The 24,874-nt window shown below is 58.6% G+C and carries 20 protein-coding genes and 3 tRNA genes; 13 read left to right on the plus strand and 10 right to left on the minus strand.

The window, feature by feature from the left end:
- Positions 1–2: 2 nt before the first annotated feature.
- The 3 genes from tatC to HMPREF2975_RS00620 are packed head-to-tail and all read right to left on the minus strand — an operon-like array spanning position 3 to position 1,627.
- Positions 3–842 carry a twin-arginine translocase subunit TatC gene (gene tatC / locus HMPREF2975_RS00610; protein WP_227469065.1) on the minus strand — a complete coding sequence of 280 codons (840 nt, stop codon included), beginning with the start codon at positions 840–842 and terminating at the stop codon, positions 3–5.
- A gap of 15 nt (positions 843–857) precedes the next feature.
- Positions 858–1,214, minus strand: a complete 357-nt coding sequence (gene tatA / locus HMPREF2975_RS00615) for a Sec-independent protein translocase subunit TatA (protein WP_070725089.1) — start codon at positions 1,212–1,214, stop codon at positions 858–860.
- On the minus strand, positions 1,211–1,627 hold the full coding sequence (locus tag HMPREF2975_RS00620) for a twin-arginine translocase TatA/TatE family subunit (RefSeq protein ID WP_070725091.1): 417 nt from the start codon (positions 1,625–1,627) through the stop codon (positions 1,211–1,213). Before HMPREF2975_RS00620 ends, tatA begins: the two co-directional genes overlap by 4 nt.
- 134 nt (positions 1,628–1,761) lie before the next feature.
- Here HMPREF2975_RS00620 and cimA point away from each other — a divergent pair, with 134 nt between their 5' ends.
- From cimA to HMPREF2975_RS00635, 3 genes are all read left to right on the plus strand, one after another.
- Positions 1,762–3,369 carry a citramalate synthase gene (gene cimA, locus HMPREF2975_RS00625; RefSeq protein WP_070725092.1) on the plus strand — a complete coding sequence of 536 codons (1,608 nt, stop codon included), beginning with the start codon at positions 1,762–1,764 and terminating at the stop codon, positions 3,367–3,369.
- Positions 3,370–3,434: 65 nt separating this feature from the next.
- On the plus strand, positions 3,435–4,496 hold the full coding sequence (locus HMPREF2975_RS00630) for a lipoate-protein ligase small subunit (RefSeq protein ID WP_070725093.1): 1,062 nt from the start codon (positions 3,435–3,437) through the stop codon (positions 4,494–4,496).
- A gap of 174 nt (positions 4,497–4,670) precedes the next feature.
- A complete protein-coding gene (locus HMPREF2975_RS00635) occupies positions 4,671–5,624 on the plus strand; it encodes a pyridoxal-phosphate dependent enzyme (RefSeq protein ID WP_227469067.1) in 954 nt (317 codons plus the stop codon).
- On the opposite strand, the gene HMPREF2975_RS00640 is transcribed toward HMPREF2975_RS00635, so the two are convergent.
- Positions 5,621–6,325, minus strand: a complete 705-nt coding sequence (locus HMPREF2975_RS00640) for a YggS family pyridoxal phosphate-dependent enzyme (RefSeq protein ID WP_058236309.1) — start codon at positions 6,323–6,325, stop codon at positions 5,621–5,623. The genes HMPREF2975_RS00635 and HMPREF2975_RS00640 overlap by 4 nt on opposite strands.
- Positions 6,326–6,445: 120 nt before the next feature.
- Here HMPREF2975_RS00640 and HMPREF2975_RS00645 point away from each other — a divergent pair, with 120 nt between their 5' ends.
- Positions 6,446–6,835: a YccF domain-containing protein gene (locus HMPREF2975_RS00645; protein ID WP_058236310.1), complete on the plus strand. Its 390-nt coding sequence runs from the start codon at positions 6,446–6,448 to the stop codon at positions 6,833–6,835.
- Between the two features lie 2 nt (positions 6,836–6,837).
- Positions 6,838–7,341: a Cys-tRNA(Pro) deacylase gene (gene ybaK, locus HMPREF2975_RS00650; protein WP_070725097.1), complete on the plus strand. Its 504-nt coding sequence runs from the start codon at positions 6,838–6,840 to the stop codon at positions 7,339–7,341.
- A 65-nt stretch (positions 7,342–7,406) separates the two neighbouring features.
- Here the strand turns inward: ybaK and gltX are convergent, their stop codons facing one another.
- Both gltX and HMPREF2975_RS00660 read right to left on the minus strand, forming a co-directional pair.
- Positions 7,407–8,921 carry a glutamate--tRNA ligase gene (gltX, locus tag HMPREF2975_RS00655; protein ID WP_070725099.1) on the minus strand — a complete coding sequence of 505 codons (1,515 nt, stop codon included), beginning with the start codon at positions 8,919–8,921 and terminating at the stop codon, positions 7,407–7,409.
- 68 nt (positions 8,922–8,989) lie between these two features.
- A complete protein-coding gene (locus HMPREF2975_RS00660; protein ID WP_070725100.1) occupies positions 8,990–10,531 on the minus strand; it encodes an MFS transporter in 1,542 nt (513 codons plus the stop codon).
- A gap of 304 nt (positions 10,532–10,835) precedes the next feature.
- Here HMPREF2975_RS00660 and HMPREF2975_RS00665 point away from each other — a divergent pair, with 304 nt between their 5' ends.
- From HMPREF2975_RS00665 to HMPREF2975_RS00675, 3 genes are all read left to right on the plus strand, one after another.
- Positions 10,836–12,053 carry a MalY/PatB family protein gene (locus HMPREF2975_RS00665; RefSeq protein WP_070725102.1) on the plus strand — a complete coding sequence of 406 codons (1,218 nt, stop codon included), beginning with the start codon at positions 10,836–10,838 and terminating at the stop codon, positions 12,051–12,053.
- A gap of 175 nt (positions 12,054–12,228) precedes the next feature.
- Positions 12,229–13,443 carry a Gfo/Idh/MocA family protein gene (locus HMPREF2975_RS00670; RefSeq protein ID WP_070725104.1) on the plus strand — a complete coding sequence of 405 codons (1,215 nt, stop codon included), beginning with the start codon at positions 12,229–12,231 and terminating at the stop codon, positions 13,441–13,443.
- A 124-nt stretch (positions 13,444–13,567) separates the two neighbouring features.
- Positions 13,568–15,157 (plus strand): MFS transporter, encoded by a 1,590-nt coding sequence (locus HMPREF2975_RS00675; RefSeq protein WP_227469069.1) that lies wholly within the window; start codon positions 13,568–13,570, stop codon positions 15,155–15,157.
- Here the strand turns inward: HMPREF2975_RS00675 and HMPREF2975_RS00680 are convergent.
- From HMPREF2975_RS00680 to HMPREF2975_RS00695, 4 genes are all read right to left on the minus strand, one after another.
- Positions 15,148–15,960, minus strand: coding sequence for a purine-nucleoside phosphorylase (locus HMPREF2975_RS00680; RefSeq protein WP_070725108.1), 813 nt, complete (start codon positions 15,958–15,960; stop codon positions 15,148–15,150). The two genes, HMPREF2975_RS00675 and HMPREF2975_RS00680, sit on opposite strands and share 10 nt — an antisense overlap.
- A gap of 2 nt (positions 15,961–15,962) precedes the next feature.
- Positions 15,963–17,405, minus strand: a complete 1,443-nt coding sequence (locus HMPREF2975_RS00685; RefSeq protein WP_070725135.1) for a purine-cytosine permease family protein — start codon at positions 17,403–17,405, stop codon at positions 15,963–15,965.
- Positions 17,406–17,561: 156 nt separating this feature from the next.
- Positions 17,562–18,356, minus strand: coding sequence for a fumarylacetoacetate hydrolase family protein (locus HMPREF2975_RS00690; protein WP_083314316.1), 795 nt, complete (start codon positions 18,354–18,356; stop codon positions 17,562–17,564).
- 48 nt (positions 18,357–18,404) lie between these two features.
- Positions 18,405–19,820 (minus strand): alanine/glycine:cation symporter family protein, encoded by a 1,416-nt coding sequence (locus HMPREF2975_RS00695; RefSeq protein WP_371935767.1) that lies wholly within the window; start codon positions 19,818–19,820, stop codon positions 18,405–18,407.
- A gap of 153 nt (positions 19,821–19,973) precedes the next feature.
- On the opposite strand from HMPREF2975_RS00695, the gene HMPREF2975_RS00700 reads away from it, so the two are divergent.
- From HMPREF2975_RS00700 to HMPREF2975_RS00720, 5 genes are all read left to right on the plus strand, one after another.
- Positions 19,974–22,643 (plus strand): DEAD/DEAH box helicase, encoded by a 2,670-nt coding sequence (locus HMPREF2975_RS00700; protein WP_070725111.1) that lies wholly within the window; start codon positions 19,974–19,976, stop codon positions 22,641–22,643.
- A 104-nt stretch (positions 22,644–22,747) separates the two neighbouring features.
- A tRNA-Gln gene (locus tag HMPREF2975_RS00705) sits at positions 22,748–22,819 on the plus strand.
- A 34-nt stretch (positions 22,820–22,853) separates the two neighbouring features.
- A tRNA-Glu gene (locus HMPREF2975_RS00710) sits at positions 22,854–22,926 on the plus strand.
- Positions 22,927–22,949: 23 nt separating this feature from the next.
- Positions 22,950–23,022 (plus strand) — tRNA-Glu (locus tag HMPREF2975_RS00715).
- A 115-nt stretch (positions 23,023–23,137) separates the two neighbouring features.
- Positions 23,138–24,625 carry a DUF1846 domain-containing protein gene (locus HMPREF2975_RS00720; protein ID WP_070725113.1) on the plus strand — a complete coding sequence of 496 codons (1,488 nt, stop codon included), beginning with the start codon at positions 23,138–23,140 and terminating at the stop codon, positions 24,623–24,625.
- Positions 24,626–24,874: the final 249 nt, after the last annotated feature.

A 24,874-nucleotide genomic window follows, 5' to 3' on the forward strand; every position in this document is an offset into this window, starting at 1 on the left:
GGTCAGTCTACGCGTTTGCGTGGAATCCGCCGTCTGCGTGGGAGTGAGACGCCCTCGCCAATGTCGTTGGAGGACTGGGCGGATGGACGAGGGCGGAGCCTGCGGCCGTATTTGATGTAACGCTCGCGAATCCAGCACACCAGGACGGCAAGCAGATACAGCGCGATCAGCACCAACGCCTGGATTGTCATCGGCCACGGGCTGGGGAGTGGGTTGGCGATTGCGGCGAACACAAAACAGATCATGGTGACCCATCGCCATGCGCGCAGCATTGCGCGAACCGGCAGCAGGCCGAGGAAGTTGAGCAGAACCAGGACCTCCGGGAACAGATACGACAGGCCGAAAATGATGACCAGGCGCATGTAGAAGCTGACGTAGCTGGAGGCCTGCAGCAGGGATACGCCACCGTCGGGTATGAAGGACTGCAGGATATGGACGGCTTTGGGCGCCACCCACACGCCGGTTGCAGCGCCCGCACAAAACAGTACGACGCCGACCAGGCCGAAGACGGTGATATAGAGTTTTTCGCGTCTGCGCAGGCCGGGAGCGATGAAAGCGCCGATCTGGAAGATCCACCACGGGCACGTGATGATCGTGCCGATCCAGATCGCAACCTGCAGTTTCAGATCGAACGCAGCGCCGATCGTGTGGAAGTTAATCTGGGTGGTCGCCGAGTCGAGAGCGCGCAGCGGCTCTGTCATGAACGCCATGACGGGGTTATACAGGTACCATCCTGCGATGGCTCCCAGGACGATTCCCACCAGCACCATCACAAGGCGTTTGCGCAGTTCACGCAGATGGGCGCTGATGGGCATCCGGCCTGCGGGATTGGACTTCTTCATGCCCGCAGCTCGGAGCTAGTTCTGGGAGGGCGCTGGGCTCTCAGGCGTGCCGTTGTCTGGCTGCTGGCCGGTTTGCGGTTGCTGAGATTGCTGCGGGTACTGTGGCATGGGAGCCTGCGCAGATGTGCCGTGCTGCGGCATGGGAGCCTGCGGCTGCTCGGCCGGGGGCTGCTGAACCGGAACCTGCGGTTGCGGAGCCTGGGACTGGGGCTGCGCAACCGGCGTGGAGCCATCGTCGTCAGACAGCTCGCGCATCTCTTTCTTGAGAACCTTGGCTGACTGCCCGATCGAGCGCGCAATATCGGGAAGCTTCGAGGCGCCAAACAAAATAATGAGAACGACGATGATGATGACGATGTGGCTGGGCCTCATGGCGTACCTCCAGTGGGATTATCTGCATCCAATTGCTGTATTGAAAGTTTCGTGTCATTGGTCGAGGGCGTCCCATCCGGCACGGACTGCGCGGCGTCCTTGAGTGAGGTGGCTGACAGGCCTGCCTGCTTCATCCACTCGTTGATTTCGTCTTGGACAGCTTCTCGAACCATCTGTTTGGGGGAGTACTGCGACAGGTCAAATTCGCGTAACATCTGCAGATTCTTCAGATCCTGAGGCGTCAAGGCAGATGATTCGCTTAACGCGTCGGTTCGAAGCCGGGCCGACCACTGCCGAAACATTGTCAGAGCCTTTTTCAAACCATGCAGAGCCTGTGCCACCGATCGGGGTCCCAGCAGCAACGCCGCCAGTAATAAAAGAATGACGAATTCAGCTCCGTTGATCCCGAACATGGCACACCCCCTTCAGCTTCTATCCGTTCAGTGTAGACGGTTAGGCCATTTTTCAGCGCCTCAAGACAGCCCGCATTGTGGTCGATGCTCGTCATGAATTAGGTCACGGGCCACGGAACTGACACACTGTATCCATGAAAGAGCACGTATTCACATATGACACCACGTTGCGTGACGGTGCCCAGCAGGAAGGCATCAGCCTGTCAGTTGCTGACAAGATCGAATGCGTGCGAATTATGGATCGCTTGGGGATCGACTTCATTGAATGCGGATGGCCCGGAGCGATCCCGAAAGACACCGAGTTCTTCAGGCAGGCAGCGCGCCTTGACCTGTCACATTCCTCCCTCGTCGCGTTCGGAGCAACGACGAAAGCCGGAATGAAGGCCAGCAAAGACCCTCAGATTGCGGGGCTCGTTGACAGCGGCGCCAGCGTCATCACTGTCGTTGCCAAATCCGATCCCAGACATGTCACCAGTGCTTTGCGCACAACGCTAGAGGAGAATCTGCGCATGGTGCGCGACACCGTTTCCTACCTGTCGTCACCCGACGCGGTGGGGCGTCCCATCACCGTTATGGTCGACCTGGAGCACTTCTTTGATGGCTTGGCGTGGGACTCACGCGAACGATACCCGATTCAGGTCATGATCGAGGCGGCACGTGCCGGCGCGGCAGCCGTCATTCCCTGCGACACGAACGGCGGAAATCTGCCTGCCACTATTGCGCAGATGATTGAACAGGCTCGGGACGCCCTCGTCAATGACGGACATGAAGATGTGGTGCTGGGAATACATGCCCACAACGACACCGGCTGCGCAGTGGCCAACACGATGGCAGCTGTCGGGGCAGGCGCGCGACAGATCCAGGGGACCATCAATGGTTACGGAGAGCGAACCGGGAATGCCGACCTGCTGGCTTGTCTCGCAAACCTGCAGATCAAGATGGGGTTTGACCTGCTTGGTGGCCACGCGCTGACGCACCTGACCTCAACGGCACGCAGCATCGGACACATCGTCAACATTGCGCCGTTCTCGCGTACTCCATACGTGGGGGCTTCCGCCTTCGCGCATAAGGCTGGACTGCACGCATCAGCTATTCGGGTCGATCCTGACCTGTATCAGCACATCGATCCCGAGCAGGTAGGCAACGGCATGAGAATGCTGGTATCGGAGATGGCAGGACGTGCATCGATCGAACTGAAAGCGCAGGAACTGGGCATTGACCTCACCAGTCCTGACCTTGCCACACGACTGGCTCGCATTGTGAAAGAGCGCGAAGCGGACGGCTATATGTACGACGGCGCAGACGCCTCCTTCGAGTTGCTGCTGCGCAACGAGGTTGGAATGCTGCCCCCATTCGTGGACGTTGAATCGTGGGACGTGTCGACGGGTCAGCGACCTGCTGAGGGACAGCCGCTCTCGAGCACACGCGCTACCGTCACGATCCGCACCCACGCGCGCTACATCCACACCAGCGAAGGAAATGGTCCGGTCAACGCCCTTGATCGTGCGCTGCGCGCCGTACTCACACAGTACAAACCGGAAGCCGCAGTGATTGAACTGAGTGACTTCAAGGTGCATATCCTCGACCAGCATCACGCCGGGACGGCCTCAACGATCCGCGTCCTGATCACCATGAGTGACGGGGAGCGCGAATGGTCCACAGTTGGAATCGGCACCGACATTATCGAGGCGTCATGGGAAGCACTCTTCGACGGATACCGCTGGGGACTTCTGCCCCGCTGAGTAAATGACCGGTTTCGCGTTGCGGTTGCCGAGCGTGGATCGCTCCGAACAGCGACAATAGAGACATGCATGGAGAATACAAAGTTCCTGGAGGCAAACTCGTCGTCCTCGACGTGGAAGTCGACCAGACGGATTCGGACGCCATACTGCGCGATGTGCAACTGTCAGGAGACTTCTTCCTGGAACCAGACAGCGCACTGACGCGTATGCGCGATGCCCTGGAAAGCGCCCCAGCCGACATGAGCGCGGCACAGGCCGCTCAGCGTGTTTCTGAAGCCCTGCAGCCCAGCGACAACCTGCTGGGCATCACTCCTGAAGGCGTTGGCATCGCGTTGCGGCGTGCACTGGGTAAAGCACTGAGCTGGGATGACATTGACTTCGACGTCATCCACGGGCCGGTGGTGCCTCCAATGGTCAACGTCGCGATGGACGAAACGCTTGCTCAGGATGTCGCCGAAGGGCGCCGCAAACCGTTCATGCGCATCTGGGAATGGGACGATCCGGCTGTTGTGATCGGATCATTCCAGTCCTATGCCAACGAACTGTGGCAGGACGGTATCGACAAATACGGCATTACAGTGTGCCGCCGCATCACCGGGGGCGGCGCAATGTTTATGGAAGCCGGCAACTGTGTGACGTACTCGCTTGTGGTTCCCACCGCCCTGGTCGACGGACTCTCGTTCGCCCAGTCATACGAATTCCTTGACCAATGGGTGATGGAAGCCCTCGAAAAGGTCGGCGTGAAAGCGCGGTACGTACCGCTCAATGACATTGCGTCCGAGGAAGGCAAGATCGGCGGTGCAGCGCAGAAACGATTCGCGAACGGCTACATGGTGCACCACGTGACGATGTCGTATGACATTGATGCAGCCAAGATGCTGGAAGTGATCCGCATCGGCAAAGAAAAGATCCACGATAAGGGGACGCGTTCAGCGGTCAAAAGAGTCGACCCCATGCGCTCGCAGACCGGTATGGCGCGCGAAGACATCATCGATGTGTTCCTGGGGCATTTCCGCGACAAGTACCACGCGACGGACGGCGAAATCACGCAGCATGATATTGAGATCGCTGAGAACCGGTGCCGTACCAAGTTCGCGACCCACGAGTGGACGTACCGTCTTCCGTAAACTGTCACTATGTACTACCAGTGTGTGCGGTGCGGCAGCACCGCGGAGGCGACGCCCGCGACCTCGATAAAATGTCGATGCGGCGGACTGTGGGATCTGCACGGCGATCTGGAACCGTTCGCGCTCGACACCGTGGATTCCTCGCAGTGGTCACAGTTCCGGTATCGTGCGTCGATGATCGGAGTTGGGTCAGATGATTCCACATGGCAGCGCGTCAGCATGGGGGAGGGGATGACCGGCCTCGTCTCCATTGACGAGGGTGTCCTCGGCAAACTGGAATACGCCATGCCGACCCTGTCATTCAAGGATCGAGGGGCGGCCGCGCTGATCACGTGGTGCGCTTCGGTTGGAATCACGCGCGTGGTGCAGGATTCAAGCGGAAATGCCGGATGCGCGATCGCAGCCTACGCTGCACGAGCGGGGACGGAGTGCGAGATTTTCGTGCCGGAAGCGGCATCCGACAAGAAAATCGCGATGATTGAATCCTTTGGCGCGATGGTGCACATTGTGAAAGGCTCGCGCGATCATTGCGCAGATGTCGCGCGAACCTACGTTCGGGAGCGCGATGATGCGTTCTATGCGTCGCATGTTTTCAGCCCCTTTTTCTATGAAGGCACGAAGACCTATGTATACGAGATCTTTGAACAGTGTGGCGGGAGGCTCCCTGAGGTCCTGCTCATTCCGGTTGGCAACGGCACGCTACTGATCGGCGCGGTTAAGGCGCTTGAACATTTGATGACATCAGGATGCATCGATCATTTTCCGCATATTGTGGCGGTGCAAAGTGAGCGCTGTGATCCGCTGCGCCGTATGGCGGCAGGTGAGGATCTCAGCGATTTCCATGCCACAGCGACGCTTGCCGATGGAATCGCAATTGCAAGGCCTGCACGGGTTGAGCAAATCATGAGATATGCGCGCGCCTGCTCGATTGAATTTCTTGCCGTACATGAGCAGGACATTGTGCGTGCACACAGCGACCTTGCGCACCGCGGAATTTACTGTGAAATCACGTCAGCCGCCAACTATGCGGCATACCGTCAGTATGTCTCGAGTGGTCGAGAGCCCGCTTCGTGCATCATTCCGCTATGTGGTTCCGGTGTGAAAGACCACGATCCGGCAGCAGGCTAGTCGCGACGAGGGCGCGGGCCGAACACGTCGGTTCCGATCCGAACGATCGTGGCACCTTCTGCAATTGCCCACTCCAGATCGCGTGACATCCCCATCGACAATTGCAGATCAGGTTCAGGTACACCCAGCTGCCAGGAGGCAGCGTCGCGAATGTCGCGCAGCAAGCAGTATGAGCGACGCACGTCAGATTCGTGATCCGAATTCAGTCCAACCGTCATGAATCCTTCGAGCGTGAGCGCGCTGGACAATTCGATCGCATCCAGCAATGCTGGAACATCGTCAGGTCGGCACCCGCTCTTGGAGTCTTCACCAGACACGTTGACCTGGATAAACACGGGGCGCAGCCCGTTGGCACGTTTATCGAGGTGATCGACCAGACGCTGCGAATCAACCGTTTCGATCAAGTCGGTGCAGGCCAGCGCCTGGTTAATCTTATTAGTCTGCAATGAGCCAATCAGATGAATGCTGGCGCCCGGAACAGTGCGGATCGCCTCCGCGGTAGCGCGGGCTTCCTGAACGCGATTGTGTCCGAGGAGGACAGGCAGGCCTGCCTCGTACAAAGCACGAGCCGCAGCCTGGCAGGTTTGTGCGTCCTGGGTCTTGACAGCAAGCTCGAGTGTCGCAGTATCGGATCGGCCTGCAGCTTCGCAGGCACGGTCGATTCTGTCGCGGACCCGGGCAATGTTGTCGTTGATGCTCACTTGGTCGATACTACGCACTTTGTCCTCGCTATGTAGCCGGTTCTGTTGGAGAAGAACGCCGTGGGACAATAAAGGAAGCAGATAAGGTAAAATGAGCGGGTTTAACTCTAGGAGATCACAGTGCGCACACTCTTGAATATCATCTGGTTCCTGTTGGCCGGTTTCTGGCTCTTCCTCGAATACATCTTCTTCGGCATCATCGCGTGCATCTTTATCATCACGATCCCAGCCGGCGTGGCATGTTTCCGTATGGCGTCCTACGTGATCTGGCCATTTGGCCGCGAGGTCGTCAAGCGGCCGGACGCCGGTGCAGGCTCAACATTCATGAACGTCGTGTGGTTCCTCGTGGCAGGACTATGGCTCACCATCGGACACATCACCACTGCAATCGCACAGTTCGTCACCATCATCGGGATCCCGCTGGCAATTGCCAACCTCAAACTCATCCCCGTGACATGCTTCCCCTTCGGCAAAGAGGTCGTCGATTCGCCTGACGCGAGCATCATCTGACGATGGCAAAGAAAAAGCATCACGGCACCGGCCCGACGCGAGCTGTCGAGGAGCTGACGCAGGCAGGAGTCAACTTCACGCCCCTGCACTATGAGCACCACGCGTCGGCAGCCTCATATGGAGGAGAAGCCGCCGACCAGCTTGATCTGCCGGCACAGCAGGTCTTCAAGACCCTCATGGTGGAAACTTCCGACGGTGAGTTCGTCGTGGCGGCGATTCCAGTAGACCACCACCTGTCACTCAAACTCATTGCGCGTGCAGCGGGCGCTCGCTCGGCAAAGATGGCAGATCCTGCTGTCGCGCAGCGCCGAACCGGGTATGTGGTCGGTGGAATCTCCCCGCTGGGACAGACCACCCGGTACCGCGCCTTCATCGACGAGTCAGCGCTCGCCTACGATGCAATCGCGGTCAGCGGCGGCAAACGCGGATTTTCCGTACTGGTTGCCGCCACTGATCTGGCAGAACTGACAGAGGGCGAATTCGCCCCGCTCATCGCGCTTGACTGAACGGGCGCGATTCCGGCGGCCCCGCGCCGCTGAGCTGCTCAGTTACTGAGCTCCGGAGCCCTGACCTACTGGGCAAGTACGTCACGCAGGTGACGCAGACGCTTGAGCGAGGATTCCTTACCAAGGATTTCCATCGACTCAAACAACGGGGGAGACACCTGCTTGCCGGTCACAGCCACCCTCATGGGTGTGAACGCCAGGCGCGGCTTAATTCCCATTTCATCGACGAGGGCCGAGCGGAGCTTTTCTTCCAGCTTTTCCGTCCCAAAGTCAGCCTCAGTAACCTTTTCGCACTCCTCGATAGCACGGCTGAGGACATCTGCCGCATCATCTTTGAGTTTGCCCTGCGACTTTTCATCGATCTGAAGATCTTTGTCAGCCACAAACAGGAACCCGAGCATGCCGGACGCTTCAGAGAGCACCTGAATGCGTGTCTGGATGAGCGGGGCAGCAGGAACCAGGCGGCGTTGTTCCTCATCGGTGAGTGCATCGAAAGTGTCCGCACTGACTACGCCATCGCGATGAAGGAACGGCACGATGCGGCGGGTGAAATCGTCGATGTCGAGCATGCGGATGTGCTCGGCGTTGATGGCGGTGCACTTCTTCTGATCGAAGCGCGCCGGATTCGGGTTGACATCTTCGATGTCGAACGCCTCAATCATTTCCTCAGCGGAGAAAATGTCATTATCCGGGCTGATCGACCAGCCCAGCAATGCCAGGTAATTCAGCAAGCCTTCACGAATCATGCCGTTTTCGCGGTGCAGCAGCAGATTCGACTTCGGGTCACGCTTGGACAGCTTCTTGTTCCCTTCACCCATCACATAAGGCAGGTGGCCAAAACGCGGCGTGAATGAGGCGATCCCCAGCTCCTCAAGTGCACGGTAGAGCACGATCTGGCGAGGAGTTGACGAGAGCAGATCCTCACCGCGCAGGACGTGTGTGATCTCCATCAGCGCATCGTCGACAGGGTTGACCAGCGTGTACAACGGATGACCGTTGGCACGAACGATGACATAGTCAGGAACCGAACCCGCCTTGAAGGTGATATCGCCGCGCACCAGATCCGTGAACGTGATGTCCTCATCCGGCATGCGCATACGCAGAACAGGTTTGCGGCCTTCAGCACGGAACACCTCTTTCTGCTCCTCGCTCAGATCACGGTCGAAACCGTCATACCCGAGCTTCGGATCTCGGCCAGCGGCACGGTGACGTTCCTCAACTTCCTCGGGCGTTGAAAACGACTCGTACGCGTATCCGCCTTCCAGCAGTTTCTGTGCGACGTCACGGTAGATGTCCATACGCTCTGACTGACGATAGGGCGCGTGCGGCCCGCCCTTACCGATACCTTCATCCCAGTCCAGTCCCAACCATTCCAGGGAGTCGAGGATCTGCTGGTAGGACTCTTCGGAGTCACGCTGCGCGTCCGTATCTTCAATGCGGAAGACGAACGTTCCGCCGGTGTGACGCGCATACGCCCAGTTGAACAGGCAGGTGCGTACCATTCCGACGTGCGGAGTGCCAGTTGGTGAAGGACAAAAACGGAGGCGAATATCGCGTCCAGTTGCATTCGTGACAGTCATAGTGCTGCCTATTCTACCGTTGAAACGGTGCCCAGGAAAACACCAGGTCACCGGTTGCGGATCGTCCTTTATGCCTGCGATGTGCCAGGTATGGAGCGACGCCCTCGTATCATGTAGACCACTGCGACGATCACTGCCAACAAAATGAATCCAACGACCAGAGCCTGGGCTGAGGCGAAGCCGCGGAACCATTCGCTGGGCGTATGTCCCACAGCAGCTCCGCTGGCGAAGAAGACGGCAGTGACAACAGCATTACCGATGGCAGTCGTGATGCGCTGGGCGGTCTGGACCATGCCACCGGCCGTACCTCCGTGAGCCGCTGGAACTTCCAGCATGGACTGAGTCTGGTTGACCGAGCCCATCATGCCCAGTCCGATACCGACGGGCGTGATTGGCAGAGTCAGCCATGCCGGGTGCCATCCCAGATTGGCCACACCGTACGCTACAGCGACGGTGGCCAGAACCGAGCCGATGACGATCAGCAGCGCGACGACCTGCAGCACGCGACCCTTCTCGATCGCGTGGCGTGAAGCGAACACCGCGAAGTAGGCTGAAATCACGGCGTTGGGTAGGCCGATCAGGCCGGTGAACAGAGCAGTCTGCCCCAGTCCCTGCTGTACGAACAGTGCGATGAGCACGAAGATGGAGGTGGAGCCCAGGAACTGCAGTGCGGAGATTGCCGTGCAGTAACTGAATGAGCTGATCTTGAACAGTTTGAGGTTCACCATCGGGATGTGGCCGCGGCGCTCGTAGGTGTATTCCCACCACACCCATGCAGTCAGAACAAGCACGGCGGCAGGCAGCAGCCACATTCGCCAGGACGCGTGCATCGTAAACGGCATCATGATCAGGAATACGCCTATGCACAGTGTGATCATGCCGACAGGGTCGAGATCCAGGGTGCGACCGCGTCGCTTCGAAGCAGGACGCCCCGCGACAATTTCCTGACGGCGGTACTCTTCGCGTGCTTTCTTGCGATTCGGGCCGATGGTGCGTCGCTCCTTTGAGAAGGCCAGCCACCGGAAGGCAAGGAAAAGTCCGAGCAGGCCGATTGGAGTGTTGATCGCGAACGCGTAGCGCCACCCTGGATCATTGCCAAAGATCGCTACCGTAGCGCCGGAAATTAGCGGTCCGGCTGCAACCGATGCAGAAATGGTCAACCCCATCAGGCCGAAAGCTTTGGCGCGCGCACGTCCATCGAAGTACTGCTGGATCATTCCGTTGACCTGAGGCGAAAATACTCCCGCTCCCACCGCCTGAAGAATCCGCATGGCGTTCAGCATGACGGTGTCAGTTGCCAGTGCGCAGGCCAGGCAGCCAGCGCTGAAAATCGCCAGCCCGATGACGAACATCATGGAGCGTCCGACAAGGTCACCGATACGTCCTGCGGGCACCAAAATGATGCCGTAGACCAGCGCGTAGCCAGCCAGCACCCACTGAATGCCTGACGAGGTGGCTCCCAACGTCTCCTGGATAGCGGGGAGCAGCGTATTGACTGCTGAAACCTGAAGCAGTGCCATGACCAGTGGTATAAGGATGGCAATGAGCATTCTGTTGCGGTCGTATTGTCGATCTGATCCCGGTACCGTGAAATAGCGTGAAGTCGCCACTTAACCTTCTTTCACACACAGTAATCTGAACGGCTGATCAACGAGGGCCGACCATCCATTTTAAGGCGCGTCCAGGAAGGTGACAATGAGGAAGAACAAAACGTTGTCAGCCTGACAATGCATATGACACGGTTCACTGCAAATGTCAGGTGCGCGCAAGCAATTGAGCGAGTACCCGCACAGGCAGCGACACTGAGTCCGGTGGCGGGGGACAGAAGCAGACGACGGGGACAGCATCGAGTGACGGGCGTGAAGTGCGTGAAGAGCATTAGCATGGTGCTGAATGAATGAAGGAGTATGTTCCATGAAACCTGTGCTGCCTGACCGCTCACCTGAAGAGAACTGGACCATTGGATCGCTCAAATGGACAGGCATTCGCACTGCCAGCGGTGAGCCAACACTGGGTGCATGGGTCGCTGAGATGGATTTTGGTACCGCTCCACCGGTTGTCGAGGCGATGAAGAAAGCGATTGATGACGGCCTGCTCGGATACCAGCCGTCATGGCTGGATGGCGCGGTGCGAGACGCCCTCGTCGATTTTCAGCAACGCCGATTCGGCTGGACACTTGATCCAACATGCGTGCGCACGGTCCAGTCCGTCTTGCCAGCCCTTGATGTCGTGTTGCGCTCGATGATCCCCGAGGGGAGCCGAGTCATTGTACCGACCCCTGCCTACATGCCCTTCCTGACGATGCCCGGTGTCGCTGGGCATCCCATCGTTGAAGTCCCCGCTGTTCGTGTTCCATTCAGTGACGAGGGAGACCGGCGCAGTGGGGGTGAATGGCAACTCGATGTGGAAGCGATCGGCCGAGAAGCCCGTCAGGGTGGTGCACTGCTGATCTTGTGCAATCCGTGGAATCCGACGGGGCGTGCCTTTCGGCGTGACGAACTGGAAGCGTTGTGGGAAGCGATTCGCGATACGGATGTGATGATTTTTGCCGATGAGATCCACAGTCCGCTGGTCCTGACAGATCCCACGAGTCACTTCTCATTTGCGCGCCTGAATGATGAGGTGGCGGCGCGCACGATTACGGCGACAGCTGCATCGAAGGGATGGAACATTGCGGGACTTCCCTGCGCACAAATCATCGTGACTGATGACGCTTTGCTTGAACAATGGGACGACTCCTGTGGCGAGATTAGTCACCTGACAAACTCATTGGGGGCGATCGGAACAATTGCTGCCTACCGCGACGGTGACCCGTGGCAGGACGTGGTGCGTGAGGAGGTTGCGTCGAATATGACGCTCGCGCATGAAACACTGTCAGACACTCTGGTCGACTTTGTCAGTCCTGAAGCGACATACCTGACATGGTGGGGGCTGGATGCGTATGACTGGTCAGGCGTGCATAGTCCCGCCGCCTTCCTGCGTGAGAATGCTCGGGTGGGTGTCAATGCCGGTGCGACTTTGGGAACCGGATACGAGAACTGGATTCGCGTCAATCTGGCGTGTTCGAAGGCGAATGCGCACAGAATAATCCAGGCGATCACATCCTCGCTTCCTCCGACACGACGCGAGTAAGCCTTAACAAATACCTGTTTATGCACGTCAGATACTCGGTACGTAATCCTGTCAAAATTAGCTCTTGTGCTTACCGCAAATTTGATTTAGTCTTGGCTTGTTGTAACAAATGCGATTATGGCAGTCGCAGTTGCACTGTGGGTCGATGAGATGACCACAACGCGAAGGAGCAGATATGAGCAGGAAGACTATCGGCGTAGGCGTGATCTCGCTGGGATGGATGGGGCGTCTTCACACACGGTCGTTCAAAGCACTGCGGGAGAAGTATCCGGAAATTGAAGTAGATATCAAGCTGGTGGTGTGCTGCGATGTTGTGGAAAGCAACCGTCAGTTCGCAGTTGACAACTTGGGATTTGAAAAGGCTGTGGAGGACTACCGAGATGTTCTGAGTGACCCGGAGGTCGACGTTGTGTCGATCTGTGCGCCCAACTTCCTTCACCACGAGATCGCGATGGCCGCGATCGAGGCAGGCAAACCTTTCTGGATCGAAAAGCCGATGGGGATCTCCGCTCAAGAATCCAAAGAAATTGCGCGAGGGGCTCAATCTGCAGGCCTGATTACCTCCGTCGGATTCAACTACCGCCATGCTCCTGCCATTGAAATGGCGCGCGCGATCGTTGCGGAGGGCGCAATCGGTCGTATCACGAATGCCCGCGTGTGGCTGATTGCAGACTATGCCTCGAGTCCCGACGGGCCGCTGACGTGGCGTTACGCGAAGGAAAAGGCCGGAGCAGGAGTCATCCTCGATTTGCTCGGACACGGAGCCGACCTGGTGCAGTACGTTTTGAAGGACCGCTTTACCGCTGTTACAGCGCAGACAGGACTGTTCATCACGGAGCGTCCGATTCCCCTTGAACAGGGTATGGGACATGCCACGGTGCAGGTATCCGACCAGAAAGGCCCGGTCGGCAACGAAGACTATGTTGCAGTTCTGGGCACCCTCGAATCAGGCACCCTGGTCACGATGGAGTCCTCGCGCGTGAGCGTGGGACCGCGCGCCGAATACATTATCGAGGTCTACGGCACCGAAGGCTCATTGCGGTGGAACTTTGAAGATCTGAACAGACTGCAGATCTGCATCGGAAACGATCATGGATTCCAGCAAGGATATGTCGACGCGATGGCCAGCCCCGATTACCCCGGATTCAGCCGCTTCCAGCCGGGAGCTGGAACATCAATGGGCTTCGATGATCTGAAAGTGGTCGAGGCCGCGCAGTTCATCCAAGGTGTGCTTGACAATAAGCAGTACGGGCCATCTGCCGGTGACGGATGGGCGGCAGCTGAAGTGGACAACGCCATTGAGAAGTCGGCTGAAGACCGGACATGGCATGAAGTAGCGCCAGTTGATGTTGTCACAACGTTCGACCACGACAACGCCCTGCAGGCGTGATCCAGGTACTACGACTGGTGGCGGTGCAGCCACACTTTACTCGCTGAAGAGGAGAATCATGGCAGACAACAGGCAAGAGGCAGAGCTGTCCTACGCGGACTACACGCCTGAACGAATCAAGGAGATGGCGGACGAAACCCCGCCATCAGGTAAGAAACGTGGAATCGTCGCGCTGACGGTAGTAGCGACCCTCGGCTCACTGCTGTTCGGCTACGACACCGGTGTGATCTCAGGTGCTCTGCCGTACATGTACATGCCCGCCGGAGCTGGCGGCCTGGAACTGACACCGCTCGAAGAAGGAGCCATCGGCGGCGTCCTCACCATCGGTGCTGCATTTGGCGCTTTGATCGGTGGACGCCTGTCGGATAAATTCGGTCGTCGCCACAACATCATCATGCTGGCTATCCTGTTCATTATTGGCGCGCTGGGCAACACCTTCTCACCCAACGTGTGGATCATGTACATCTTCCGCCTCATTCTGGGCTTGGCAGTTGGCGGCGCGTCCGCAACTGTCCCGGTGTTCTTGGCAGAGAGTGCCCCCAAACGTATTCGAGGCTCCATTGTTGCCGTCGATCAGCTCATGATCGTCACCGGCCAGCTCCTCGCATTCAGCATGAACGCGGCGATCAATTCGGCTCACGGTGGCCCTCAGCTCACCGTCAAGGCTGACCCGACGGGCGCGATTGCGCCAGGCACCTACGAATGGGACTCGTTGAACGAACTGGTCGCCCAGCAGGTCGGGAACGACCAGTCTGCTATCCACGAGTTCATGATGCAGATGACGATCAGCGCCGGCAACGGTTCGGCATGGCGCTGGATGATCGTCCTATGTACTCTGCCCGCAGTGTTCCTGTGGATTGGCATGCACCTGATGCCCGAATCCTCCCGTTGGCACATTATCCAGAAACAGGTCTACGAAGCGATCGGCACGCTCAAGCGCGTTCGTGACCCTGAAAAGGACGGCCCGATCGAGGACGAAATCAACGAAATGATCGAGGCCCGCAAACGCCAGGTCGCTGAGAAGAAACTCAGTCTGAGTGAGATCATGCGGATCCCGTGGCTGCGCAAGCTTCTGGCCGTGGGCATCTTCCTTGCAATCGTCAACCAGACAACCGGCGTGAACACCATCATGTACTACGCGCCGAAGGTTCTGTCCTTCGCCGGCATGGGAACGTCTGCCGCGATTACCGCGCAGGTCGCCAACGGTGTCATGTCAGTGATCGGCTCAGCACTGGGCCTGCTGCTGATCGGTCGTTTCCGCAGGCGCCAGCTGCTGATTTTCGACGTCACAGGTGTGGGCATCTGCCTGCTGGCCATTGCCGCTTTCTTCCAGTTCACCATTGCTCCGGCAATTAATGATGGTGGTGTGCCTCCATCATGGGCACCGTACGCAGTGCTGGGCATGATGGGCGTCTTCATGCTGATCGTGCAGTCCACCAACGGAACCGTTGTCTGGACCATGCTGGGCGAAATGTTCCCGGCAAATGCGCGCGGTGTCATGAACGGATTCGCGGTCTTCTGCATGTGGATCACGAATGCGATCATCACCTGGACGTTTCCGAAGATGATGGACACGCTCGGTGGCGGAATTACCTACACCATCTACGGTGTGATGAACCTCGTGATCGCAGTCGTGCTGTTCAAGATCATGCCGGAGACCTCGAAGCGGTCTCTGGAAGAAATCGAAGAGCACATGCAGAAGATCTACTCGTAAGAACAGATCGCTCTGAAACCTGATTCAATCGTTGTCGAGGCAGCTGCGGCTGCCTCGACAACTGCGTTTGGGTCAGTGGGTGCGTCGGCAAACGACAGGTCGGACACAACACTCATCCCGCACACGCGCACGCCCAAAGCGTGCAAGGTGATTGCCTCCATTACCGTGGACATGCCCACGCAGTCGGCACCCGTCGACATGAGCCAGCGGCCCTCGGCAAGCGTCTGATACTCCGGTCCGCGCATACATGCGTAGATGCCCCGGCGCTGACAATGCTGAGCGAGGATATCGGTCAGTTCGCGATTCCACACGCCGGTCACATCCACGAATGTTGGCCCGTTAAATGGGGAATATCCTGAGAAATTCAGGTGATCATCGATAGCCATAACATCGCCCAACTGCCATTGACGCACGCACCCGTTCGCGTTGCACAACAGGGCAGTGTGAACACCGGTTGCGGCAGCCGCCCTCGAACATGCTGTGACGCACGCGGGGGAGACACCCTCGTACAAATGCGTACGCCCCAGAGCAATGAGAACATTCAATGCGCCGACTCGCACCGAGTGGATCGTGTTGACGTGTCCATCAGCCACGGGAGCCTCAACCCCCGGAATGTCGGAAAGTGCGAACGAGCGGCGCTGAGAATCCGGCGCGTCGATCACAGCATCCAGTGCATGTGCCAGACCCGAGCCGAGCACCACGAACAGGTCATGGTGGTCACGCCCCGACAGCTCCGCAATAGCGCGGGCCCCGTCCTGGGCCTGCTGATCCAGAAGAACGCTGCGGATCGACTCGTCAGACATGGTCAGAGCTCGCTTTCCTGGGCGCCGGCGGCGAATGTGCGGGCGCCGGCTTCTTCCTGCTTGCGTACGCGTGTGCGGCTGGTGAGCAGGTACCCGATGAAGCCAACGAGCATGGCGAGCAGGATTCCGATATTCGAGTACGCCCAGTCACCCTCGCGGCCACCGATCGGGCCGAGCAGGTAGCCCTGCCATGACAGCCAGCTGGCGGCGTTGTTGACCACCAGGCCCCAACCCACGAATGTTGCAGCAGCCAGGGAGGCGATCGCGCCCCAGTTCACGGACCCGTACACGCCGGAGGAGCGGAACAAATCAGGTTCGTTGTAGTCGGAGCGACGCAGCAGAATATCAGCGATCATGACGCCACCCCAGCCCGCGATGACCACGCCGAGCGTGGTGAGGAAGCCGGTGAATGGGTCAATGAAGTTCGCGGAGAAGAACACGACGGCGATTGTGCCAACCAGCATGATGGTGCCGTCCAGAGCGGTGGCAACCGGACGCTTGATGGGCACACCCGTCGCCAGCAGCGACAGGCCCGACGAATAGATGTCCATGACGATGCCTCCGACCAGACCAAGGATCGCGACAAGGGCGAACGGAATGAGGAACCAGGTCGGCAGAATCGTGGTCAGCGCGCCGATCGGATCCAGGTTGATTGCCTGTCCCAGCGACTCATCGGACCCAACGAGCAACAGACCGAAGATCACGAGGACAACAGTGGGCAGAGTGGCACCGAAGGTGGTCCAGCCGACCACGCCGCCGGTGGAGGCACGACGGGGAAGGTAACGCGAGTAATCGGCGGCCGCGTTGATCCAGCCGAATCCGAAACCGGCGAGAAGCATGCACAGTGCGCCGAGCATTGCGGAGAACGGGCCGGACGGCAGAGCGGAGATCGCGCTGAGATCAATGGTGGGGATGGTCAATGCCAGGTAGATGACAGTCAGGATCGCCGTCAACCAGGTGATCCAGGTCTGCACCTTCATGATGGTGTCGAACCCGAGGATGCCGGCACCGCCTGCGATGGCGACAACGAGTACCAGTGAAATGATCTGCGCGGCAACATGATTGTGCATGCCGAGGGCGCCCATCACCGTTGCGGACGCCTGCGTGGCAATGATGCACAGGAACATTTCCCAGCCCACCGTCAGGATCCATGAAATCGCGGCGGAAATGCGGTTGCCGTTCACACCGAATGCTGCGCGCGACAAAACAAGTGTCGGGGCAGACCCACGCTTACCTGCGATGGCGATGATGCCGCAGGTCAGGAATGAGAACGTGATGCCGACGATGGAGACGATAACGGCCTGTGTAAAGGAAATGCCGAACCCGAGCACCCATGCGCCCCATGAGATTCCCAGGACGGAGATGTTCGCAGCGAACCACGGCATGAACAGATCTGATGGTTTGCCTTTACGATCCGACTCAGGAATGACATCCAGGCCGGCCATCTCAACGGACAGGCCCTGTTCCTTCTGTGTCTGTACTGCATGCGGTGCCCCAGCGTTGGGTGCGATTGGCTCAGTGGAACTCACGATTGCTTCCTTCAACGTGACCAATGGGATGCGAAAGAGTCAGGACCGGAACTTACGTGTGAGGTATCGGCCTCAGGCGATCGGATTCGTCAGCGTTCCAATCCCGTCTATTTCGACACTGATCGTATCACCACGCTGTAGCTCTCCCACCCCTGCTGGCGTGCCTGTCAGTACAACATCTCCCGCCTTGAGGGTGATGGATTGGGAGATGAACGAGATCAAGTCGTACACCGGACGGATCATGAAAGAAGTTGAGACGTCCTGCACAACTGTGTCACGCAGAACGGTGCGCAGATGAGCGTCGCCGACTGAGAACTCATCATCTGCCTGAGGAATCAGGATCCACGGACCCAGAGGACACGAGGTGTCAAAGCCTTTCGCACGCGTCCACTGCCCGTCGCTGTGTTGCTTATCGCGCGCTGTCACATCGTTGGCGCAGGTGAACCCCAAAATATGTGCCGGCACATCCTGGGGTGCGACCTGTGAACATGTCGACCCGATAATGACAGCCAGCTCCCCCTCGTAATGCACATTTGATGACCACGAGGGGTACTTGATCGTCTCACCAGGCCCGATGATGGCGGTCGATGGCTTAAAGAACAGCAGTGGCTCCTGTGGTGCTTCCCCGCCCATCTCCTGAATGTGGTCAGCGTAGTTCTTCCCGACAGCAACCACCTTGGCCGTGGCTACCTCAGTGGGAGCGAGCAGGCGAACCGACGTCACATCGTAGTTCGTGGCCTGCAGCGGGGGAGTCAGCTCCCCCTCGAAAGGCGCGCCCGCCAGGCGAGTGATTGTTGTGCAATCATCATTCAGGATCCCCCAGGCGGGGGAGTGGAAATTTGGATCAATGTAGTGTGCAATGCGCATACTGTACTGTAACGCACATCACGCCTGAATCTTCCTGGATGACGTGTTCTACTCCTGACGCGACTTGGTCCACACGTCGGTGGGAACGTCCGCAGGAAGGTGCGGATTATCCACTCCGACAAACACCGGGTCCTTGACGCCCGCCTTGCGTTGGTCCTCGTAGTCGCGCAGTGCTCCGAACGCCCATTGACCCAGAACGACGAGGGCGACCAGGTTCGTCACTGTCATGATCGCCATTGCAATATCCACGGCGTTCCACACCAATGGAAGCTGGGCAACTGCACCGATGACGACGGAGGCCACTGACACGGTGCGCACCATCCACGTGGCCCAGGGGCGCTTCGTCACGAACGCCATGTTGACATCGGAGTACACGTAGGCCGCGATGATGGAGGAGAACGCCAGGACAAAGATCATCAGTGCCATCGGCACGGTGGTCCACGCGCCGAGCTTGTCGGCAACGGCCAGAGCAGTCAGGTTCGAGGGGTTGACGCCTTCAGCGCTCCACACCGAAGGTCCTGCAATGAGGATGACGAATGCGGTTGCCGTACACACGATGATTGTGTCGACAAAGACACCCAGGGACTGGATCAGGCCCTGCTTGACAGGGTGGGACACGGTTGCGGTTGCGGCCGCGTTCGGCGCGGTGCCCTGACCGGCCTCGTTGGAGAACAGGCCGCGTTGAACACCGTTGATCACTGCAGCCATGATGCCGCCGGCCAGGCCGCCCACCACAGGTTGAGGTGCGAATGCGGAACGGAAAATCATCGACAGCACATTGCCGATCTCGCCTGCGTTCATGATGCAGATAATGAAGACCATCACCAGATATATCAGAGCCATGATCGGTGCCATCCACTCGGTCACCCGAGCCACGGAGCGGATGCCGCCGTAGATGACAGGTGCTGCAAATGCCAGCAGGAATGCTGCGATGACCCACTTGCTCATCGGAGTGGCGGCGGCCATTGTCTCCGCAATCGCGTTGGACTGAACGGATGTAATAACGAATGCGCAGGTGAGCAGCGTGATGATGGCGAAAATGTTCGCCAGGGGTTTGCTCTTCATACCCAGATGCATGTAGTAGGCCGGGCCACCGCGATACGTACCATCAGCGTCCCTCACCTTGAAGACCTGCGCGAGGGTCGCTTCCACGAATGCGGTGGACATGCCAACCGCTGCCACGATCCACATCCAAAAGATTGCGCCTGGTCCGCCCAGCAGAAGTGCTGCGGCTACGCCGAAGACGTTGCCGACGCCGACGCGGGCTGCCAGTGAAATGGTGAAAGCCTGGAATGATGAGATCCCGCCTTTGGAGTCCTGACGGGATGACCCCACGGTCTTGACCATGTGACCAAAGAGGCGAACCTGCACGGCGCGGGTGCGAACTGTCAGGTAGATACCGACACCAATAAGGATCCACATGGTGATGTGACCGGTGATCCAATCCGCAACGACCTTGATCATATCGGCAATTTCCACGTCGAGCTCCTCTCTCATCTCATCGCGTGATGGGCACTTTAGTTAACAAAGCGGTTCTCATCTTTCCACAGGGCGCGGATATCATGTTTGCGTCATCCTCCATGTGAGACTGCGGCAAGTAATGACACAATGGCGTGTATGAGTGCCCCGCTGAACGAACTGCTCGACGACCTGGAAGATGCCGGACATCTGGACGACCCCGATGAACTGGTGCGCGCGTTCCAGTCGTGGGCGGCATCAACGGGCAGACCCCTGTACCCGCATCAGGAGCAGTCACTGCTGGAGATCGTGATGGGCAATCACGTCATCGCAGCCACGCCCACCGGTTCAGGTAAATCCATGATCGCCCTGGCCGCACATTTCGTTTCCCTGGCTCATTCGGGCCGCTCCTATTACACGGCACCGCTCAAAGCGCTGGTCTCAGAAAAGTTTTTCGACCTGGTCGAGCTGTTCGGTGCGCACAACGTCGGCATGGTCACGGGGGATGTCTCGCTCAACCCGCTTGCACCGATCGTGTGCTGCACCGCCGAAATTCTGGCGAACCAGTCCCTTCGTGAGGGCAATGCGCTCGATGCCGACATGATCATCATGGATGAGTTCCACTTCTACGCCGACCCGGAGCGCGGCTGGGCCTGGCAGGTGCCGCTGCTGGAACTGACCGCCCCACAGTTCATTGCCTTGTCGGCCACACTCGGTGACACCACCCGTTTTCAGGAACAGTGGAAAGAACGCACCGGTCGGGACGTCGCCCTCGTCGACAATGCGCAACGACCCGTGCCACTCGAGTTCGACTATGTGGTCGAGGACGTGCGCACCTGCGTGGAGCGCCTCCTGAAAGAGGGACGCTGGCCGGTCTACATTGTGCACTTTTCGCAAAATGACGCCGTCTCAACTGCTGCCGCGTTTGATCGGGCCTCCCTGATCAGCGACGATCAAAAGAAGCAGATCAGCCGCATCCTCAGGACTGTCTCCTTTGCACGCGGATTCGGACAGCAGTTGCGCGGACTGCTCGCACAGGGGATCGGTGTGCATCATGCGGGGATGCTGCCGCGCTACCGCCGACTCGTCGAGCGCCTGACGCAACAGGGACTCCTGGCTATTGTGTGCGGCACTGACACGCTGGGTGTGGGGATCAACGTGCCGATCCGCACCGTGCTGATCACGTCGCTGGTGAAATTCGACGGGCGGCGCATGCGCCACCTGTCGGCACGCGAATTTCATCAGATTGCCGGCAGAGCAGGGCGCGCGGGATACGACACCGTTGGATTTGTCCGCGTTCTCGCTCCCGAACATGAGGTGGAGGCTGCGCGCGAAAAGGCTCGGCTCAGCGCCGCGCAGGAAGCGGCCCGTCAGGCGCGCGACGAGGCAGCTGCGAAGAAGGCCGCCAAGAAGTCGGCTAAACGCTCCACGAAAGCACCCGCGAAGGGTCAGATTTCATGGACGAGGTCAACGTTTGAACGTCTGCGTGATGCAGAACCCGAACGTCTCCAGTCACATTTTGCGATCAGTCACTCGATGGTGCTTAACGTGCTGGCAGGGCAGCGTCATGATCCCGCTGCGCACCTCATTGAACTGGCTCGCACGAACGACGACCCGCCGCGCGACTCCAATCCGCATATGCGCGCACTCGCAGACATTTACCGCTCCTTGCGGCAGGCCGGCGTCATCGACCATGTCTCCACTGAGCAGGCTGAATCTGATGGGATGGCGCGTGTGCGTCTGGTGCGTGACCTGCCTGATGACTTCGCACTCAACCAGCCCCTCTCGCCGTTCGCGCTGGCAGCGCTGGACCTGCTGGACGCGCAATCACCCACATACGCCCTGGATGTCGTCTCAGTTGTCGAATCAGTGCTGGAAGATCCTCGTCCCCTGCTGGCCGCTCAGCAGCGCATGGCGCGCTCGCAGGCGGTGGCCGCGATGAAGGCAGAGGGCCTCGAATATGACGAGCGGATGGAAGCGTTGGCCGAGGTGACGTGGCCGCAACCTTTGGCTGATCTGCTTGAAGACGCGTTCCGTACCTACGTGCAGACGAATCCATGGGTCGGGGACCAGCACATCTCACCCAAGTCTGTTGTGCGCGACATGATCGAACACGCGATGACATTCACGCAGCTTGTCTCCCGCTATGACGTGGCGCGTTCCGAAGGCGTGATCCTGCGGTATCTGACCGATGCATACCGTTCATTGCGGCAGGTGTTACCCGACCGGGTTGTCACCGAGGAAGTGGCAGCGATCATGGAGTGGCTCTCGCACCTCATCCGCGCCATTGACTCTTCTCTGCTGGACGAATGGGAATCCCTGGCATCTGGGCAGCGTCGCGAGGAGGGTGAGGATGATGCGTCAGGACAGGAAGTCGCGTTTGGAGCCAGCGAGGACGGCACAGTTGCTTTCAGCGCCAACCGTCATGCCATGCGCACCGCCGTGCTGCGCGCACTGTTCGAACGCGTGGAGTTGATGAGTCGAGACGATGTGGACGCTCTGGCGCGTCTGGACAGCTGGTGCGGATGGGATGAGGAGCGCTGGGATCATGCGCTGGAACGATACTGGGCGGAGTACGACTGGATCGGGATTGATCAGAATGCGCGGTCAGGCGCCCTCGTCAATTTGAATGAAAATCCGAGCGAGGCTGAACTACTGGCAGTTGGCGTGCCTGACGAACTGGTGGGGTCGAACCTGTGGCTGGTTGAGCAGACGTTGGATGATCCCAACGGTGATGGCGACTGGCGCATCGTGGCCGTCGTGGACGTGGATGCGACCGACGAGGCGAACCGGGTTGTCCTGCATATTGTGGACGTAGGGCCGCGGTAGGTGAGCTGTTCCACGTCCGTAGGATTTGTCAGGAGAGCCCGCGTCGGGTAGTGTTTTCTTTCGTTGCAGGCATAGTTTCAGTACTGTGAGTGCAACCAACGCCATGGGGTATGGTGTAATTGGCAGCACGAGTGATTCTGGTTCACTTAGTCTAGGTTCGAGTCCTGGTACCCCAGCGGATTCGGCCATTTTCTTGCCGTCCATTCACAGGCCCCCATCGTCTAGCGGCCCAGGACATCGCCCTCTCACGGCGGTAACATCGGTTCAAATCCGATTGGGGGTACAAGTGCGTCATAACTGAACAGAGCCCCTATCGTCTAGCGGCCTAGGACATCGCCCTCTCACGGCGGTAACATCGGTTCAAATCCGATTAGGGGTACGAAACGTTGGAGGACGGACCTGACAGCGGGTCCGTCCTTCCTCTGTTTCAGGGTCGCCGGGTGGCAATCCGCTTGTCGGCGGCTTGTCGGTGAAACACCCCCTTTGGAGGACTCATGGCCCGTAGTGGATTCGATCGCGAAAAATACATCACTTTACAGTCCGACCACATCGCCACTCGCAGGAAAGAAATAGGCGGCAAGCTTTACCTGGAAATGGGTGGCAAGCTTTTTGATGATCTGCACGCTTCGCGTGTCCTGCCCGGATTCACACCGGATAACAAGATCGCCATGTTGGAACAGCTCAAGGACGACCTGGAAATCCTCATCGTCTTGAACGCCAAAGACCTCCAGCGCAACAAGGTGCGCGCCGACCTGGGCATTTCCTACGAACAGGACGTATTGCGGTTGGTCGACGTGTTCCGCGAACGTGGGTTCCTGGTTGACAACATCGTGATGACGCAGATGGAAGATGACAACAAGTCGGCCAAGACGTTTAAACGCAAGCTGGAGAAACTGGGCCTGAAGGTGGCGCGTCACCGCGTTATCGAGGGATATCCAGCTGCTGTGCACACGGTGGTATCGGACAAGGGATTCGGGCGTAATGACTTTGTCGAAACCAGCCGCGACCTGATCGTCGTAACGGCCCCGGGGCCGGGATCGGGCAAGATGGCCACGTGCCTGTCGCAGATCTACCACGAATTTGCTCGAGGGAACAAGGCCGGATACGCAAAGTTTGAAACCTTCCCGATCTGGAACCTGCCACTGGACCATCCGGTGAACCTGGCCTATGAAGCGGCAACGGCTGACCTGGATGACGTCAACATGATTGACCCCTATCACCTGGCTGCCTACGGCAAACAGGCCGTTAACTACAACCGTGACGTGGAAGTCTTCCCGTTGTTGCGTCAACTGCTCGAAGAACTTGTCGGGGCGAGCCCCTACCAGTCGCCCACAGACATGGGTGTCAACATGGCTGGCTACTGCATCAGCGATGACGAGGTATGCCGCGAAGCTGCCAAACAGGAAGTGATCCGCCGTTACTTCAAGGCTCTGGTCGCTGAAAAGCGTGATGTCAAGGATCCAGTTGAATCTCAACGCATTGCCATTGTGATGAGCAAACTGGGCATCACGCGCCAGGACCGCCCGGTGGTGGTTCCCGCACTGGAGCTGGCCAGAAAGACGCATCTGCCGGCCAGTGCGCTGCAGCTCGATGACGGACGAATCATCACAGGTAAGACGTCGAAACTGCTGGGATGTTCGGCCGCGATGCTGCTGAACGCGTTGAAGGTGCTGGCGGGGATTGATAAGAAGATCGACCTGCTGGCGCCCTCCTCAATCGCGCCTATTCAGACTCTGAAGACTGAGCATCTGGGCAGTCGCAACCCGCGCCTGCACACAGATGAAGTGCTGATTGCGCTGTCCGTGTCGGCTGATACTGATCCGAACGCTGCGAAGGCGTTGGAGTATCTCAAACAGTTGCGCGGATGCCAGGTTCACACCACCACGATTCTGGGATCCGTGGATGAAGGAATTTTCCGCAATCTCGACATTCAGGTCACCTCTGAGCCGGAGTACTGGCGCAAGAGTTTGTACCGCAAGTAAGAGGCTGTACATGGCGGCGGTTGCGTCAGCGCCGTCGCCGCCTCACCGCTGCAGTCATCCGCCTCGCCGCACGAGGCCAGCTAATCTGCTGAGCGGTCACCCCGATCGCCTTCCACGCTGCGGCGGGATCCGAAGACACCCGCTTCTAGTCTTCAATGAATCGGGTGAGCGCCGGGCGGCCGTCGGGGTCCAGGAAAGAGTCAAGAAGGTCCTGGACCGGGATGTCACAGATATAGGAGAAAAGCACCG

It is taken from the genome of Actinomyces sp. HMSC065F12 (assembly GCF_001814535.1).
In the GTDB taxonomy this organism is placed as follows: Bacteria; Actinomycetota; Actinomycetes; order Actinomycetales; family Actinomycetaceae; genus Pauljensenia; species Pauljensenia radingae_A.